This window comes from Celeribacter baekdonensis (assembly GCF_900102315.1).
Taxonomy (GTDB): Bacteria; Pseudomonadota; Alphaproteobacteria; order Rhodobacterales; family Rhodobacteraceae; genus Celeribacter; species Celeribacter baekdonensis.
This window is the reverse complement of record NZ_FNBL01000003.1, coordinates 90409-106569: the sequence shown is the minus strand read 5'-3', so window position 1 is coordinate 106569 and position 16161 is coordinate 90409. Positions and strand designations below refer to the sequence as shown.

Annotated in this window: 14 protein-coding genes; 6 read left to right on the top strand and 8 right to left on the bottom strand. The window is 51.1% G+C overall.

Going from position 1 to position 16161, the window contains the following annotated elements; all coding sequences use genetic code 11:
- Positions 1-403: 403 nt before the first annotated feature.
- Positions 404-1303, bottom strand: coding sequence for a LysR substrate-binding domain-containing protein (locus BLT54_RS06985; protein ID WP_074642776.1), 900 nt, complete (start codon positions 1301-1303; stop codon positions 404-406).
- Positions 1304-1483: 180 nt separating this feature from the next.
- Here BLT54_RS06985 and BLT54_RS06980 point away from each other — a divergent pair, with 180 nt between their 5' ends.
- Together BLT54_RS06980 and BLT54_RS06975 are read left to right on the top strand one after the other, a co-directional pair.
- Positions 1484-2053, top strand: a complete 570-nt coding sequence (locus tag BLT54_RS06980; RefSeq protein ID WP_245707970.1) for an FMN-dependent NADH-azoreductase — start codon at positions 1484-1486, stop codon at positions 2051-2053.
- A 705-nt stretch (positions 2054-2758) separates the two neighbouring features.
- A complete protein-coding gene (locus BLT54_RS06975; RefSeq protein WP_074642773.1) occupies positions 2759-2944 on the top strand; it encodes a hypothetical protein in 186 nt (61 codons plus the stop codon).
- A gap of 77 nt (positions 2945-3021) precedes the next feature.
- Here the strand turns inward: BLT54_RS06975 and BLT54_RS06970 are convergent, their stop codons facing one another.
- Complete coding sequence (locus tag BLT54_RS06970) at positions 3022-3252, bottom strand: Dps family protein (RefSeq protein WP_074642769.1); 231 nt, start codon at positions 3250-3252, stop codon at positions 3022-3024.
- Between the two features lie 128 nt (positions 3253-3380).
- Complete coding sequence (locus BLT54_RS06965) at positions 3381-4025, bottom strand: peroxiredoxin (RefSeq protein ID WP_074642766.1); 645 nt, start codon at positions 4023-4025, stop codon at positions 3381-3383.
- 104 nt (positions 4026-4129) lie between these two features.
- On the opposite strand from BLT54_RS06965, the gene BLT54_RS06960 reads away from it, so the two are divergent.
- The gene (locus BLT54_RS06960; RefSeq protein ID WP_074642763.1) at positions 4130-5005 is read left to right on the top strand and encodes a LysR substrate-binding domain-containing protein; all 876 of its coding nucleotides are present in this window, start codon (positions 4130-4132) and stop codon (positions 5003-5005) included.
- 575 nt (positions 5006-5580) lie between these two features.
- On the opposite strand, the gene BLT54_RS06955 is transcribed toward BLT54_RS06960, so the two are convergent.
- Positions 5581-6117 (bottom strand): hypothetical protein, encoded by a 537-nt coding sequence (locus BLT54_RS06955; RefSeq protein WP_074642760.1) that lies wholly within the window; start codon positions 6115-6117, stop codon positions 5581-5583.
- 70 nt (positions 6118-6187) lie between these two features.
- Positions 6188-6934, bottom strand: a complete 747-nt coding sequence (locus BLT54_RS06950) for an ATP-grasp domain-containing protein (RefSeq protein ID WP_074642758.1) — start codon at positions 6932-6934, stop codon at positions 6188-6190.
- 1256 nt (positions 6935-8190) lie between these two features.
- On the opposite strand from BLT54_RS06950, the gene BLT54_RS06945 reads away from it, so the two are divergent.
- Entirely contained in the window at positions 8191-8688 is a 498-nt protein-coding gene (locus tag BLT54_RS06945) for a hypothetical protein (RefSeq protein ID WP_074642755.1), read from the top strand.
- Between the two features lie 376 nt (positions 8689-9064).
- Here BLT54_RS06945 and BLT54_RS06940 read toward each other — a convergent pair whose 3' ends face one another.
- Positions 9065-9736, bottom strand: a complete 672-nt coding sequence (locus tag BLT54_RS06940) for a response regulator transcription factor (protein ID WP_074642753.1) — start codon at positions 9734-9736, stop codon at positions 9065-9067.
- A 205-nt stretch (positions 9737-9941) separates the two neighbouring features.
- Between BLT54_RS06940 and BLT54_RS06935 the strand changes: the two genes are divergently transcribed.
- Together BLT54_RS06935 and BLT54_RS06930 are read left to right on the top strand one after the other, a co-directional pair.
- The gene (locus BLT54_RS06935; protein WP_051130654.1) at positions 9942-10448 is read left to right on the top strand and encodes a putative pterin-binding protein; all 507 of its coding nucleotides are present in this window, start codon (positions 9942-9944) and stop codon (positions 10446-10448) included.
- Entirely contained in the window at positions 10445-13132 is a 2688-nt protein-coding gene (locus tag BLT54_RS06930; RefSeq protein WP_074642750.1) for a response regulator, read from the top strand. The genes BLT54_RS06935 and BLT54_RS06930 overlap by 4 nt, the downstream gene beginning before the upstream one ends.
- Positions 13133-13174: 42 nt before the next feature.
- Here the strand turns inward: BLT54_RS06930 and BLT54_RS06925 are convergent, their stop codons facing one another.
- A complete protein-coding gene (locus BLT54_RS06925) occupies positions 13175-14518 on the bottom strand; it encodes a hypothetical protein (protein WP_143026767.1) in 1344 nt (447 codons plus the stop codon).
- Positions 14519-14559: 41 nt separating this feature from the next.
- Positions 14560-16149, bottom strand: a complete 1590-nt coding sequence (locus tag BLT54_RS06920; RefSeq protein WP_074642745.1) for a tetratricopeptide repeat-containing sulfotransferase family protein — start codon at positions 16147-16149, stop codon at positions 14560-14562.
- Between the last annotated feature and the right edge of the window lie 12 nt (positions 16150-16161).

Genomic DNA, 16161 nt, shown 5'->3' with positions numbered 1-16161 from the left:
CTGCGAAAACGCCCTACCTTGGCACCTCAAGACAGATGTCAGCCCGATTTTCGACTTGGACAGCGGCAGATTGGATTTCCGCGCCGCTTCGGTTGACCGCAGCCAGCCCCGAAGCGGACCTAGCGGTCTTGGCTCGAAACTGCGATAGCTGCCATCACCTAAAGCGTTCCGCGAACTGGTAAGATGCGGACAGAGCTGTCGGTCAAAGGGAATTGATCCGGGTTGCAAGGCTCCTCCAGCCCTGCTGTCGGGAGGGCAGAGCAGCCCCTGAGAATAACGTAAAAGCAATCCGAAACCGCGTGTCAGGTCAGTGATGATGGGATCATTAAAGATTTGTTTCTGGCCCAAAAGCAGGGGTGCCATTCAAGCCCGTTCAGAGTTGGATTTCGGAGTTTTCAACATGTTAGGTCGCCTCACGAGCGAGCCTTTGCAGCCAGTTTATAAAAACCTTTGTGGCTGGCTTGGAACGCGAAGGATGATTGGCGACGGTGTAATATTGAAACCCGTCGACATGCAATTCTCCCAGCCTCTGATGGGTCCCCGCCGCAAGCCGGTCCGCCACCAGATGTTGTGAGGCCAGCACCACCCCCTGCCCCGACACGGCCGCGTCAATCGCGTGGACTTCTTCGGAAAAGCTTTGCGTCACGGCGGGCAGCGGCGCTGTGACGCCGGCATGGGCGTGCCAGCGGCTCCAACTGGGCGCGTTGCTTGAGGCGGATTTCCAACGGTATTGCAGCAAGGGCAGCGACAGGATGCCATCCGGCGTCAGCGGCGCATCCTTGGCCACCTGCGGCGCGCAGACCGCAATGATTGTGTCCGCAAACAGCCGGTGCCATTGAGCCCGATCATCGGGTTGCCCGGCATAGCGGATTGCCATGTCGATGTCTGAGGCATGCAGGTCAGCGGGCAGGTCGGCGGCTTCGACCGTGATATTCATCCCCGTTTCAGCGCGCAAACGTGGCAGGCGCGACATCAGCCAGCGGCTGGCAAAGGCCATGGTGACCGACAGGCGCAGCGGTGTTTCGGGCGTGGTGACGGTCAGTTGGTCAATTGTGCCTGCAATCTGGTCCAGCGTGGTGCGCAGAACCGGAAACAGCTTTTCCCCCGCCGCAGACAAACGCACCGGACGTGGAAAGCGGCAGAACAATTCTACCCCCAAGATCGCCTCCAACTGCCGCACCTGATGGCTGATTGCGGTTGGCGTCAGGCCAAGTTCGTCTGCGGCGCGGGCGAAATGCAGATGCCGCGCGGCAGCCTCGAACGCACGCAGGGCATGCAGGGGGGAAGTATTCGCTTTGGCCAAAGGGTTTTACGGCTGTTAGCTCCTGCTGCGACGGGATCAACCACCCCACACACAGGAGAAACCCATGACGACACTGCTTCGCATCGACGCCAGCGCACAGCTGAAAGACCGCTCCCTGACGCGCATGCTGACAACGCTGTTCCGACCGAATTTCTGGCGGCCAACCCGGATGCCAATGTGATGACCCGCGACATCGGGCAAGACCCCGTTCCGGCGATTGATCACCGCTTTATCCACGCGGCATTTACCCCACCTGAGGCACGCGAAGGCTGGATGTCCGACCGGCTGGCACTGTCAGATGCGCTGATCGACGAGGTCGAGGCCGCAGATGTTATCGTTCTGGGCGCGCCGATGTATAATTACGGGATGCCTGCCGCATTGAAAGGCTGGATTGACCACATCGCCCGGATCGGTCGCACCTTTTCCTTCGATCTGGCGCGGGGCGATGTCCCGATCGAACCGATCCTGCAGGGCAAACAGCTGATCGTGCTGTCATCGCGCGGCGAGTTCGGATTTGAACCCGGCGGGCCACGGGCGCACATGAACGCGCTGGACCCCGCAATTGCCGCCTGCGCACATTACTTCGGCGTCGACGCAGCGGACATCCAGACCGTCGCCATCGAATATCAGGAGTTCAAGGATGCGCGTCACGACCGTTCCGTTGTTGCCGCAGAAAAAGCGACGCGCGAACTGGCACTGCGGTTTGGAAAAACGACCAGACAGTCTGTTTCAGCCGACCTGTCCGTATGATCTTGGCCTGTTGCCTGGCGTTTGCATGTCGCTCTGACAATCCCGGCTGGACTTCCCGGCCCAGTCGATCGGGGTGGATAGTTTTGGTGTCGATGGCCATGTTATAAAGCACCAGATCGCAAAGCTGATTTGCGAACTCCCAACGAATTCCAATAGCCCAGACATGCTGGGGGGAAGCGGGCGTTTTGCCCTACAATACGTCCTTTGTTCCAGGCTCTGTGCTGTATGCGGAGGGTGGGAAGGTTTTGAACTGACATGGTGGTTTCCTCCTAACGGCCACATCCCTCCACGTCATCGGCACCTCGCCGATGTCAGATCGTGTCAAATTTGGCCAAACACCTATGCAAATAATGTATCCTGCGCGTCTCAATTTCCTTGAGCTGAACTGTTCGTGATCTACGCCCGCCTTCACGTGCTGCATTGCAGCGAGTACCCCTGAGTTTGAATTGCGAGCTTTGACTTTGCAAAGCCGCCTCCCTGCGCACTGCCACCATCGGCGCACCGCGCAGCGTCCGGCAGGTGTGCTCCTGCGAGACCGTCACCGCATCTTGATGCGAAGTTCGGGTTTTCCATCCTGGGCCAGTTGATTACGGAGGAATCAGGCCATCTGACCCTCAACATGATGCATGTCATGTTGCCGAAGCTCTACGACGGTCCCTGCCCTTACCCTTCCCGAGAAATCCATAAGGTGGTTTTGAGAAAAAAATGGCACGCAATCTGCCTCCCGTCGCGGAGCAGCTCCCCATTTTGAGGAAACCCACCGACACCATCCATGTCACAAAAGGCACCCCCATGAAACGTGCAGGCTTCGCCAAGCAACTCCCCAAAAACTTCACCGAGCAGGAATTCGTCAACCTGATGAACCATATGTCTGATGAATCAAGTGATTGACCTGAAGACAATCGTTGACCTTCCCGCCGCGGAACGCAGCGCATTGTTCGATGCCACAAGGGCTTCGTGCCTCGCGATCAGTTTGGTGATATCTCATGGGCCAATTGTGCGGGCGTATCCTCCGGTGCGGCCAGCGCCATCAGATCGGCGACAGAGCCCGGCGCATAGGCTCCTTGGCTGCGAATGCGTTCAGCGATCTCGTCGAGCGCAGCCCAGAGGTTCTGATATTGCTCTTCAAAGGTTGCGTGCAGTTGGCGAAAATTCGGCCCCTCCACATTCCAGTGATAGCCGTGGATCTGCGCATACAAACGAAACGCTTGTCACAGCACTGTGTTCAAAGCCTCGATGTTGATTTGGAATATGGTAGTCATGATGTTTGCTCCCAAAACGAATGAACAAGCGAGAGCGGCGGGCCGCAACGGCCCGCCTGTTTACATTAAAGTGTGCGGGTCGAGAAATACCAGTCGACCGTTTCATAGCCTTCACTTGCGCGGGCCATGGCTGCCTCGGGTGTTGCCGGGGTCGGCACGATCACCGGCTTGCCGGGGGTCCAGTTCTCGGGCATCGCGCATTTGTGTTCGTCTGCGGTCTGCATCGCCACCAGCAAGCGATAGATTTCATCCACCGAGCGCCCGGCATTCATCGGATAATAGACCATCGCCCGCAACACGCCTTCTGGGTCAATCAGAAAGGTCGCACGCACGGCGGCTGTGTCGGACGCCCCAGGTTGGATCATGCCATAGGCTTGCGCCACCGCCATGTTCAAATCCGCGATGATGGGGAATTTGATCTCAACACCAAATTTTTCCTTGATGTTCAGCATCCAAGCGATGTGGCTGTAATGGCTGTCGATGGACAGGCCCAAAAGCTCGGTATTGCGCGCTGCAAAATCATCATGTTTCTTGGCAAACGCGATGAATTCGGTGGTGCAGACCGGCGTGAAATCGGCAGGGTGCGAGAACAGCACCAGCCACTTGCCGCGATAGTCCTCAAGCGCTTTGCGGCCATGGGTCGTGGGAGCATCAAAGGCCGGCGCGGGTTCGTTCAAACGTGCGCCGGGGTGTTGTGTTTGGTCGGTCATTTTTGCAGTCCTTCTCTGTATCGTCTTGATGACACAGTGATAGAGGATGGACAGTTATAGGAGAAATTGAATATATCTACATCTGTCATAGGAATTTTCTATCAATGCCAACCCTTCGCCAATTGCGCTTTCTAACCGCCGTCGCCGATACGCTGAATTTCTCGCGTGCGGCCGATCTGTGTTTTGTCACACAGCCCACGCTGAGCGCGGGCATCAAAGAACTCGAAGATCGTTTGGGTGTGCCGTTGATTGAACGCACCCGGCGCAGCGTGATGTTGACCCCACTGGGCGAAGAGATCGCCGAAAGAGCACGGCGTCTGCTTTTGGATGCGGCCGAGATCGAAACGCTGGCGCGGGCACATCAAAATCCATTCAAAGGCGATCTCAAACTCGGGTCGATCCCGACGATTGGTCCCTACCTGTTGCCGCCTGCATTGCCAGCAATCCGCAAAGCCTACCCTGATTTACGGGTTTACCTGCGTGAGGAGATGACCGAGAGCCTGATTGAGGGCCTCACTACCGGGCGTCTTGATCTGATCCTGATTGCACTGCCGTTTGAAACGGGGGCATTGGAAACCTTGCCGCTGTTTGTCGACGGGTATCAACTGGCCTCTCCCGCAGATTGGCCGGTGCCAAACGGGGCCGAGGCCCTCACCCAAAGCGGGCACCTCATGCTGCTTGAAAAAGGTCATTGCCTGCAACGTCATGCGCTTGCCGCCTATCCGGGCCGCATCTTCGCGGCGCAGGACAGTTTTGCAGCGACCAGTCTCACGACATTGATCGCAATGGTGTCAGAAGGGTTGGGGATCACGCTCTTGCCGAATCTCGCGATTGAGGCCGGGGTGGTCGGTTCGCAAAAGGTTCAACTGACACCACTCCCTGACGCCTGCCCGCGCCATGTGGTCCTCGCATGGCGACCCGGATCGGCACGGCATGAACTCTTTGGAAAACTTGGCGACCTGTTGCGACGCGAAAGATGAAGGTTCCCGGAGAAACTTTTGCACTCAGAAAACCTTTCGCACACTCGGCTCGCTGAATGCACAGCTCACTCACGCATGACCCACTGGTAACATAGTTCTCAAGACTATTTTCGAATGGGATGTAAGGTCATGAGTAGTATCACTGTAATGCTCGCGGGTGTCATTGCCTTGGTCACGCTTTGTGTTTCGGCATATCTTGGAGTTTCACTATTCTGGATGTTCGCAAGCTATCTTGCAGCTGGATATGGCACGCTCGCGATAATAAGCACTTACATATATTTCACGAGAACAGATTGGTGATCATTCACTCTCACCGGGGTGATGTTTCGTCCGAGAAACCTCGGCCTTTAGAGCATACAGCGACTTCACCGCAGGGACGAGGTCGCATTCTGCCAGACATTCTTCGATGTGTTCTGTCAAACGTTCTACATTCGTGTGCGCATTTCGCTGTGCTTGCTGTCACCGATTAAGATGTATGGCGTCCAGTCGGGCGATCCTTAGCCGCGCAGCAGACAAGCCATTGAAAAAGATACGCAACCTAACGATGATTTGTCTTTCGCGTCAGTTAAGGTTGTTTACAAACCATACAAGGAGAACTCCAAACCGCCCACAAAAAGTGCGCAAATCGCACCAATTGCAGAACTGTGCCACCAAGTTTTTTGGCCAGGGCTGCTGAAGATGGTCACAGACAGAAAGACGGCAGCCGTGGCACCAATAAAAACGCTCATGGTAACGAACGCCAACAAAAGAAGAAGAATCTTTGCGTCAGCTTGAAGTGCCTTCGGCAATTGCGATCCCGGTGCGATCCCGGAGTAAATGGCGGACTTAGCCAGGGTCAGAGTAACAACAAACAGACCGCCGGCGGTCATTATAGGAAAGACCGCAGCCTGCATTTTGAAACTGTAGGAGCCGATCGCGACAAGAGCAACCAGACCAAAAGATAGGGCAATAAGAGCCCACTGTAAGGACCCCCCTTCGGGTCGCGAAGCCTCTCGAAGGCGATTGTGCGCGTATTTCCTTCGCATAAAGAGAACAGCGATCAAGACGACCACAGCGCAGATGATGCTGGGACGTAGAAGCCAGTGAAAGCCGTTCAACTGCGTTGCCAGCATGAAGTTTTTCTCAAGGATTTCCGAAAGCCAACATCACGCGCCGAGATGCGCCCACGGACCAGAAGCGGGCCTATCTCTGGTAGGCCTCCCACGCTTCATCCGTTGTTTTGCTGGATGCGGTCTGGTTGTGGATGCGCCAGTTTTCTGCACGCTTTACATGCCGCACGAACATGCGCTCGCCGACATAAACAATCCGAGACTTAATGAAGTCCCCAGATGTGTTTGAATAATCGACGTATTGGGTCATGAAATGGGGCTTACCTTGCCAATGCGTCTTGTAAATTTTTGGCCAGTCGAACGGATTGTCGATTTTGACAAGATCGCGACCAGTTTGAGATTTAGCCGGGCGCACGAGCACCGGGTAATTGAAACCGTTTGCTTCAAAAGCTCTCTGAAAACTGTTGTTCTCATCAGCCAAGAAACGCACACATTTAGGAACGACCAGGTTGGGTATCCCTGCCAAACGTTTTGCGCTGAGATCGCGACGAGTCATCGCCACAGCCCGAGGATGATTAAATATAGGAATTTTGTCGCCAAAGGCCCGGTCAAGACCAATGAGTGCATTGCGATATTCGTCTGCGTCCGCGCACATGTTTACAATCCAGCTCCCACCTTTGTATTCAACCGGGGTCTGCGGTGGGTAAAGGAAGGGAACAGACTGTTTTTTAATCTTCGGCAGGAGACTTTCTGGAAATCCAAGGCGGTTGGGCCAGATGTAAAGTGGGCGCCCATGTTGCGCGACCTTCACCATAACTTGGCCACTGTCAGGTATCGCATCGAACAGGATACCTTTTCCTTTTTTGATCTTTACGGACATAGTGAAACTCTTGGAACCTCTTGTTGATTTCCCGGGCGCAATTTTCAGGGCCGCTCGGCTTGCATCACGGTTTCAAAGGCCCCTGATCTTGCATGGACATGCCTTTGAGCCGTAGCGTTAGGTGTGCTTGCGGGTCAAAACGCCTGCAATTTCTGCGCATAAAACGCACCCCAAGAAGGTCGACTTGGGACCACAGCGAATACTCAATATTTTCGTCCCCTTATTAAAAAAAACCACGCCAAATTGGCGTGGAGAAGGTGTTGAGCGGTGAGGTCGAGCACAGCAAATTCAAAACTGGCTGAACACGCTTGCATTCAAATCACTTGGTGCCCTTCAAATCAAATTCTCTTTAGTACATGCCTATTCCCTTTAGAGAGGCGCTATAGGAAAGCGGAAACTTTTGCGCATGCATAAACTCAAAGGCGCATCACATGGCCAAACTTGAATGGTGATTTTAACGCTATGATTGCCCACCCCGGCACTCATCATCGCATTTAAGCCGGTCTTTTTAATGTGACCATGCAGCACGTCCAACCTGACTTGGCCCTGAACTATTTCGCCTCTTCAGAAACTTGCGCAGACACCCGAAGACGCTCAGGGTTTCGCGCGATGACCGTTCAGCGGGTCAGACGATCTCTTTACAGACTTCGATCAGGCCAACCGCATACCTGCTTCGGCTGAACCAGCGTTCCGAGGTCGTGCATCCCGAATGCAACTTTCGATCACGCGCCAAACGAAAGACACTTTGGCATCGCGCGTAAACCACCTCATATTGGTTGAGATACCGCCCGTATCACACACGAGACTTCAGGTAGGCGCTGCGCTTATCACCCCCCCGAGACCGCGCAGCAAATACATATCTCGTGTTGCCTGCCCGATCAGAATGCATCACCGGTAAATGTCCCAATGCCTGGATACATACTGGTCGGGCAAAACCTTATGGGCTGACAGTTTTGTTTGCGCTGAGGTATGAAGTGGTCCCCTCTTTTGGGACAGGTTCGCAATGCCGCCAAAGCAACCTTGTCTTAAACCGATTTGCAAAATTTTCGCGCTTTGCGGCCTGCGATGCCTTCAAAGATTTAAGATGCAGCTTAGGCCAATGTCCGATTTCCTCAGATCCCTTCAGTGAAGGCGATCATTGGAGTGGCCAAACAACTAAAGAGAATCTCATTCACCTTTCGGGCGCACGCGACAGTGATCAATCCGCTGTAAGTATGAAGGAAGAAAGATTTAAATTCAAACGCAGGTGGCAAATCATGTTCAGTATCTTCGACGGGATGGATGCAAAATGTCTGTTCCTGAGCCAATCGAAAATTCTGGCGCACACCTTGCCAATCATGCTGGTCGAAAACGATGCAACCGTGACCTGTTGCGAAGATTACAGCGAGTTCATGCGGTATCTCGACGCCATTCCTGGGATCAATTTTGCATTCATCGACGTCGACAGTTTCGGCGGCATTGCCGCTCAGTATGATCGGATTCGGGAAATGCGAGAGCGGTTCCCGGACGTGGCGACAATTCTGGTATCTTCAGATTTCAGCACAGATGAATTCGGAACGCACAGATTATTTCTCGCCGATGTCTCTCTCCGACTGCCTGTTACCTACTCATGCCTTGAACTCGCACTGCTGCAAGCGCCGGTGAACAATCGCGTCTGGGTTCAACGCCTCAACTCTGCATTTACACACGCGCCCACGCGATCGGTTGCGCAATCCTTGAAGCTTGGACAACGCGATTTCGGAAATCACCCATAAGATTAATGAGTACCGAAATAGAAGACGTGAAATATGATATTTTTTGGGGTTTTGGCTCTCGTAGCATTCATCTTTACATCCCTCGTGATGATATTCATCGGCCTCAATGTTCTATTTTCGCTTTCATTGGGCCTGCTTATCGCAAATTTGGCCGTGATTATCGTTGCGGCTTGTTTCGAGGCATGTGACAGATATAAATAAGAAATTTTACGACTTGTCGTAATATGTTTAGGGCAGTCGCTCACCTGTTACACATCAAGGTGAAAGACATGCTGCAGATCTCTGATAAACGCGACCTCCGGGTGAACTCCGTGATGTGCATTGATCGTATGAGCGGATCTAAATAGCCAAAACAATTGGTTGTTCTTAGCGCTGCTCAGGTGTCAATTGTTATGAGCCCATGTCTTTGCGCAAGGATAGCTGCATGTGCGCGGTTCTTGGCATCTAGTTTCGTACATATCGACCGCATTTTCATTTTAATTGCGACCTCGCTCGAATTCAGCTCGAACGCGATTTCCTTGTTTGTCTTTCCTTCAGCAACCAGCTTGAGAATGCGCCGCTCTTGCTCATCGGGTCCGTCTGCGCCTTTGGTTGCGTTTTTAACACTTCTCGACAGTGACAGCGGGACAAATTCGTTGCCATCGGCGATCAATCTGAGTGTCGCGGCAAAACTGCGGAAAGGTTGCCCTTTGGAGATAAAGCCTTTTGCCCCGATCTCAATGGCCTGCCAGACGAAGTCATCGTCAGCAGTTCCAGAAAAAATGACAACTGATCCCTCATGGGTTGCATCTACGACCTGCTTCACGGATCGCAGACCTTCCATTCCCGGCATAGAGATATCAAGCATCACAACGTCAAAAGACTTGGGGTGCGCGCGCAGAACGTCGAGGGTGCTTTGCAAGGAGACGCTCGTTTCGACGGAGAAATCTCCCTCTTCAACGAGTATAATCTTCAAAGCCTCTGAGATCAGTTTATGATCATCAGCAATAAGGACGGAAACCATGCGCTGTTGCATCTCTGTGTTCGACTGCCTTTGAGGTTTGTGCATAGGATTTTCTCTATATGATATACAATTTTTTACTATTTGTATGAATTTTAGCGCCGCCGCCATATGCAGAAACTATTAAGAGCAAATAAATCCTTGGTGGAATAACGTGGAAACTAAAGATGATGCTATTTTACTTTTGCGCATTGTATAAAAAACTTTTTTGGTGAAAATCTCCCTAAAAGCGTTTTATCTCAAGGAAATGACTATGTTCCCACACGGTTTTACTCTTAAAGCTGCCCAAATGATTGCTTTCGCGGGTTGTTTCGCGCTATCGCCGCAAATGGTCTGTGCTCAGGATGTGCTTCTGACAATTTCTATAGAAGGGACAGATGAACGTTTCGAGATTACGGACGACATGCTTCTGCAGTTGGAACAGCAATCCTTCCAAACATCTTCGCTTTGGACAGAAGGGAGTCCAAGTTATAGTGGCCCTTCTCTTACCAGCGTCCTTTCCATGGTGGGAATCCACGAACAAAATTCAATGACGTTTGTTGGAGCCAATGACTACAAGGTTGATATTAGCCCGGCTTTGATTGATGACACCTATCCAATCATTGCCAACAGGATCGATGGGATGCCGTTTTCTCTCCGGGAGAAAGGCCCTCTGTGGATCATGTATCCCTTCGACAAACGCAAAGAATACCAAACAGAACCTGTGTATGGAGCCGCCGTCTGGCAACTCGTTGAAATTAGGGTTTTAACGTCAGAATGAAACGCCACATTCCGAAATTTCTGAACGTGTCTCCGCATTGGCGCCTGACACGACGGAAAATGTACGTTTCAGTAACGATTTTCAGCTTTGTCCTGCTGATCCTCTTGACCATTTCCGTTGACTTGTCTCGCAAAGTTAATTCCTTTTCTTTTGCACGCTCTGACAGCGAAACCTGGAACTTCGTTCAGGTCGAAGTGGAACTGCATCGCCTTCAGCTAGCCCTTGCTCAAGCCTTAATGGAAACGCAAGACGGGTCTCCGATATCCGACGAGACCCATCTCGAAATTGAGACGCGTTTCGACATCTTTTATGCGCGCGTGGACACAGTTGCACAAAGGTTGCGAACATTTCCCGTCGAACAAGATGCCCGTGACGCCCTATCGGAATTGACCACACTGCGTGACAAGGCTGCAATTGAAATAGATGCAGGGCATTTGAAAACGGTCGATGATGTGCGAGCAATCTTCGATTTAATCGAATATGCCGCAACGCTTAGCCGAATCTTTGCGTTGTCGGCTCTGCAGTCGGCAATCGACTCTCAAGAAGAGAGACGCAGCGTCCTGCATTCATCTTTGAACAACTACCTCTTTTATTCTCTTGTTCTAATCGGTCTACTTCTCCTGAGCTTCATATCCGTGGTGTTTCTTTTGAGGCGGATCGCAACCACCAATCTCACTCAAAAAAAATTGTCATCCTATCTCGCAAAACTACTTGAGGTCTCTCACGATGCAATCATCGTAATGGACTGTGATTTTAAAGTCATAGAGTTCAATGCTGCTGCCGAGGCCATGTTTGGATGTCAACGCAAAGAGGCCTATGGACAATCCGTTTTAAAGCACCTGACACCCAAAAAAAGCTGGGCACCTTTCGAAAAACAACTCCGCATCATGTTTGCCCGCAAAGAAAGCGGCAACAACGCCTTACATCGTTCAAATGTAAGGGCCCGTCGCTTCAATGGAGAAACATTTCCCGCATCTCTTAGCATCGTAAGAGAGACGGGAATGGACGGGCAACCGGTCTTAATCGGCTTCGTGCGTGACACTTCTCAAGAATGGAATGCACGCCTAAAAGCACGCACAGCGTTGGCCCGCGCACGCAGTGATGCGTCTGCAAAGAGCCGTTTTCTCGCGACGATGAGTCACGAAATGCGGACGCCTCTGCATGGCGTTGTCGCGGCTCTTGATCTCGCAGAAACCGAGACGGAAGCAATAAAACGTCGCGAATATATTCAGATATCACGCGATGCCGCGGCAACAGCTCTTGAGCAAATTGACGATGTTCTCGACATTGCGCGGCATGATGCCATGTCATCTCAGCTCACCCCGCAGCCTTATAACCCTCGCAACACAGTACAGCAGATATGTGAGCAGCTCGAGGCATTGGCCAAATCAAAGGGCAACGCCCTGACACTCAACTGGCGGGGTCCGGATGAAAACATCGGATACCGGCGCGCGTTTTCAAATGCGATCTACAACCTCATTTCCAATGCCATCAAGTTTACAAATGCTGGCTCGATCACTGTGCTCGGCACAAACTCGTTGGTAAATAGTGCATGGGAAACACGTATCGAGGTGATTGATACGGGCATTGGCATAAGCCAGGCAGATCAAGCGCGCATCTTCGAAGATTTCTATTCTCTATCCGACGAAGTTGCACCGGTTTTGCCCGGCACCGGTCTAGGCCTCGGAATTGTCCAGAGATCCGTGGAATTCATGGGCGGGACAATCACATTGGAAAGTACTCTGGGAAGTGGCAGTAGGTTTTGTTTCACGATCCCCTCTTTTGTACACGATGAGCAGAATGACGCGATCCGGGTGCCATCTTCCGCGAAACAGGAACAATCCGAAGACGACATGCCCGCGAATATCCCATGGGGGAAAATGTCTGGGCGCTCCGATCGGACGCCAAATAGCACGCCAGCCCCAGACACACCCACACGCGAGGATGTGAAACATACCGGCGCACCAAAAGGACATGTCTTGTTGGTCGAAGATCACCCCACCAATAGAACATTGCTCAAGGCAATGGCCGAACAAATCGGCTATGATGTGGACACCGCCATTGACGGGTTTGAAGCGGTTCAAAAGGCCTGTGCGACAGCCTACGATCTTATCTTGACCGATCTGAATATGCCGAACATGTCAGGTTTAGAAGCCTCATCCATCATCCGACTGGGGTCAAGATCCTCGAAAGCCTGCATCATTGCCGTGACGGCGCAAGCGAGCATGAAAATGGAAGAGACACTTGAGCTCTTTGAAAGCGGCATCGACTCTATTCTCCACAAACCATTCACCATGCATCAGCTTCGGTCGCACATTGAAAAAGCCATTTTAGAACGCGACTCGATGGACGATGTCGAGCAGCAAGAGGCGTTCGAGTTCGAACGACTTTCCAACCCGCTCATGAGTTTTGAGGAAAATCCCAATTTGGTCGAACTGACCCGTCGCGCCAAAACAGAGGTGGAAACACTTGGAGGCATGCTACGAGGCATGCTGCAAAATGACCCGGGGGCTAAAGACCTTGATGAGATTGCGCAATTTTCGCACTTTGTTGCGGGGAGTTTGCTGTTTCTTGGCTACCCGAAACTCGGGCGTCTTTTGGGTGAGATCGAAAAATGCTGCCGCAAAGCAGAAATTGTACGCCTACAAGGGCTTACACAATTGCTATCGTCACAGTGTTTATAACCAGTGTTTATAACCAATTGACCTGAAAACGTGCTCAAATCTCTAATTCGTATTCGAGATAATTCCGCTGTTCACAGCACCGATTGCCGTCGTGACAACCTTGAGGGCTGACCCCGATTGATCAGACACGCGCAGACGGATGCTACCAATTATATCCATATCATTCGACGCCAAATTCATCAAAACACTGGGACCCGAAGTGACAACCTGCACCAGATGCACCGCCTCGACCTGATCCGTAGCCGCCTGCATATAACTCATGTTGGCACCACGCGAGACTTTTGAGGCGATAAGATCCGTTGGGACCAAGACATCCGTGCCATAATTGGCAACGACGTTTGTGACAGCGATCCCGTTGTTCACTGCGCCAAGTACCGTCGTTTGAAGCGCATCAATTTGAGTGATGGCACGCAAGGCACTGTTTTGTCCTGCAACCAACGCCAGGTCCCCAAATTCGGCAAATCTTGGGGAAAGTCCGATAACCGTCAGGATCTGGCCATCAATCCGCGTCGAAACAAGTTCGCGCGCTGTTGCAATCGCCTGCCCATCCCGGTCCGCTTCGTACAGGGACAGCTGAGCACCTGTCGGAATGGAAAAAAGCCCGCTGCCGGTCGGATAGAAACCAGGCGGAAGACCACGCTCAAGCTCCAAAGCCTGCGCCGCGGTCACAGTCACGCCAAAATCGTCGGATTGCGCGATGACGGGCGCACCAACGGTATCATATCCGATGACGACAGTTTGTCCGGATTTGAGACGTGCCGGTTGGCTCATAAAACTTGACGTGTTTTCGGCAACATTGACCATAAACAAGACGTCAGCACCAAACCCTGTTTCTGCCAAAGCGGCAAAAATACGTTCAAGACGAGTCTCTGCGGACGCAGGGGCCGCAAGCGACAGTCCTGAAAGGACGCAGATCACAATGCCGCGCAGGTTTGGGAACCTCTCAAAGGGGTATCTGCTTCGTTTCAAAGCAACTCTGGGTAGGCTGTGGCTCAGACGGCGCGACAGTCCGCGACACATCCTGTGCAAGCAACGAGAGACAAAACTGCGAAAACTATGCAAGATTTCAACTCCTTCGCTCTGCATCTCATGAGGGCTTTCTCGATCAACGCAAACACCAAAGGCGTCAGCGGTTCCCAAGACCGCAGTGCCGGACGTGCCATGTCCGATGGTCGCACGGTCACCAGTTGCCAACGTTCTGTTCTGAGTGTTTGGATTGCTTATGTTTTCAGCAATGTTTGCAGATATATTGGACGCTTCGATATGGGGATATGCTACATCCAATAACGGAAGCACGCGTTCTAGGATAGATGCTGATACGCTATACGGAACAGACGCCAAAAGAATTTTCGCCACAACTGTAGGAACTCTGGATAGACTTTTCATTGGTTCCCCCTTCCGCTCACAATTCCTGTAAAATTGATCCTCTAGTGCTTGCGATCCATCTCAAGTTTGGTAAGTTTTTCAAAAAATTCGGAAAAGTATGGTTCATAATTCTTCCAACTATTAGAACTACCGCCATAAATTCCCTTGCGGACCTGATCCACAGAGGCGGTGAACGTGACCTTGCCTTTCTTATGAAAATCTAAATAATTTTCATTAAACTCTAAACCGCAGTATTGAAACACTTGGGGTAAATATGAAGCAGGATCTTGAACCATTTTATCATAATCAACCTCCAAAAAGTCCTGTGGATGCAACTCTGCCCACCTATCCATAACAGACATATAGAACTCAAAGTGCTCTACTATAGAACCTTCATTGTAAGTGTATGCCAGTCCATCCGAACTGAATTTACTTTTAAATTGCGACCAGGCAATCGCACGAAGGTCACGCTTCATGTAGATGATCTTACCTTCTGGAAAGGCACGTTTTATAGCGCCAATCGATAAGAAGTTATGAGGCATTTTATCAACAACAAATCTATCTTTTGCCAGCATATGAACATCACGGGAATAGTTTGCCCTGATCATTGATAGTCGCTCAGACAATACTCCTTTGTCATCAGAAGCGTGCTGATTTCTCGTAAAATAAGGCAACTCTCCAGCGCCAGTGACATCTTTTGCCTCAGATAAGAGTTGTTCCATCAATGAAGTTCCGGACCTGGGCAGTCCGACAACAAAAATAGGTGTAAAGGGGATTTCAGAGTCTACCACGCCACGAAAGGATGCCAGCTCAAGAGAATCCTCAAAACGCTTTCTATAGTGAGAAAGATTGTCTTTTTCTGGATCAAACTGTAATGCCGCGCCTTTCTTTAGGTAAGCAGCACTCTCAGCATAGTCACCACTTCTTTCACTTAGTTTTGCTATCAACCAACACAAAGAAACCGACGTTTTTACACTTTTTTCGGCATTAAGCAGTTCGACTGATACTTTATAGATATCGCTTTGCTTATCTAGTTTTTCGATTTCCGCGAGTCTTACGAGAGATGGAACATCATTAGGCATTTTGGACAGTAGAAACTCAAGGTCTTTTTTTTCAGCAGACTTGTCGCCAGTGCCGGAATGAAGTTTCTGCAAAGTCCTTCTTATTTCGACGGAGTCACCCCAAATATCCAATATTTTTTGCGCATAAGTAGCAGAAGCAACTACGTTTTGCGTTTCGACCAAGCAAGTTAATAAATTAAGCGACGCACTCTTATTATAAGGATTCAATTCAATAGCACGAACAAGCGCAAACTCTGCAAGTTTGTAACTATGTACTATTAATAATGCTTCACCTAGACAGGCCCAAGCACTCCACATATGAGGATATTTTTTTTTCATTTCAGTGCAGCACTTAAGTGCTTCTGAATTACGTTCATCCTTTAGAAAGGAGCGATAAGATCGAAATAGTTCTGCAAACCCTGCATTCGCAGCATCTCTCTTCTTTTCTAACTTTGACTTCATTATGCGCGCGGTTTGGCATAATCTCCCATTTTTAATTACCTCTGCGCACACTAATTCCGCACCGAAGATGTCATTCCTCGCCACACAGTCTTTTATGATCGTCTTGAACTGTTTATTTGTAATTTTCATGTCATTTTTGAA

Bases quoted from the DNA above. Each gene is read 5' to 3' on its own strand.
- BLT54_RS06980 (WP_245707970.1), top strand. From the start codon at position 1,484: ATGACCCGCGACATCGGGCAAGACCCCGTTCCGGCGATTGATCACCGC.
- BLT54_RS06975 (WP_074642773.1), top strand. From the start codon at position 2,759: ATGGCACGCAATCTGCCTCCCGTCGCGGAGCAGCTCCCCATTTTGAGG.
- BLT54_RS06965 (WP_074642766.1), bottom strand. From the start codon at position 4,025: ATGACCGACCAAACACAACACCCCGGCGCACGTTTGAACGAACCCGCG.
- BLT54_RS06960 (WP_074642763.1), top strand. From the start codon at position 4,130: ATGCCAACCCTTCGCCAATTGCGCTTTCTAACCGCCGTCGCCGATACG.
- BLT54_RS06955 (WP_074642760.1), bottom strand. From the start codon at position 6,117: ATGCTGGCAACGCAGTTGAACGGCTTTCACTGGCTTCTACGTCCCAGC.
- BLT54_RS06950 (WP_074642758.1), bottom strand. From the start codon at position 6,934: ATGTCCGTAAAGATCAAAAAAGGAAAAGGTATCCTGTTCGATGCGATA.
- BLT54_RS06945 (WP_074642755.1), top strand. From the start codon at position 8,191: ATGTTCAGTATCTTCGACGGGATGGATGCAAAATGTCTGTTCCTGAGC.
- BLT54_RS06940 (WP_074642753.1), bottom strand. From the start codon at position 9,736: ATGCACAAACCTCAAAGGCAGTCGAACACAGAGATGCAACAGCGCATG.
- BLT54_RS06935 (WP_051130654.1), top strand. From the start codon at position 9,942: ATGTTCCCACACGGTTTTACTCTTAAAGCTGCCCAAATGATTGCTTTC.
- BLT54_RS06930 (WP_074642750.1), top strand. From the start codon at position 10,445: ATGAAACGCCACATTCCGAAATTTCTGAACGTGTCTCCGCATTGGCGC.
- BLT54_RS06925 (WP_143026767.1), bottom strand. From the start codon at position 14,518: ATGAAAAGTCTATCCAGAGTTCCTACAGTTGTGGCGAAAATTCTTTTG.
- BLT54_RS06920 (WP_074642745.1), bottom strand. From the start codon at position 16,149: ATGAAAATTACAAATAAACAGTTCAAGACGATCATAAAAGACTGTGTG.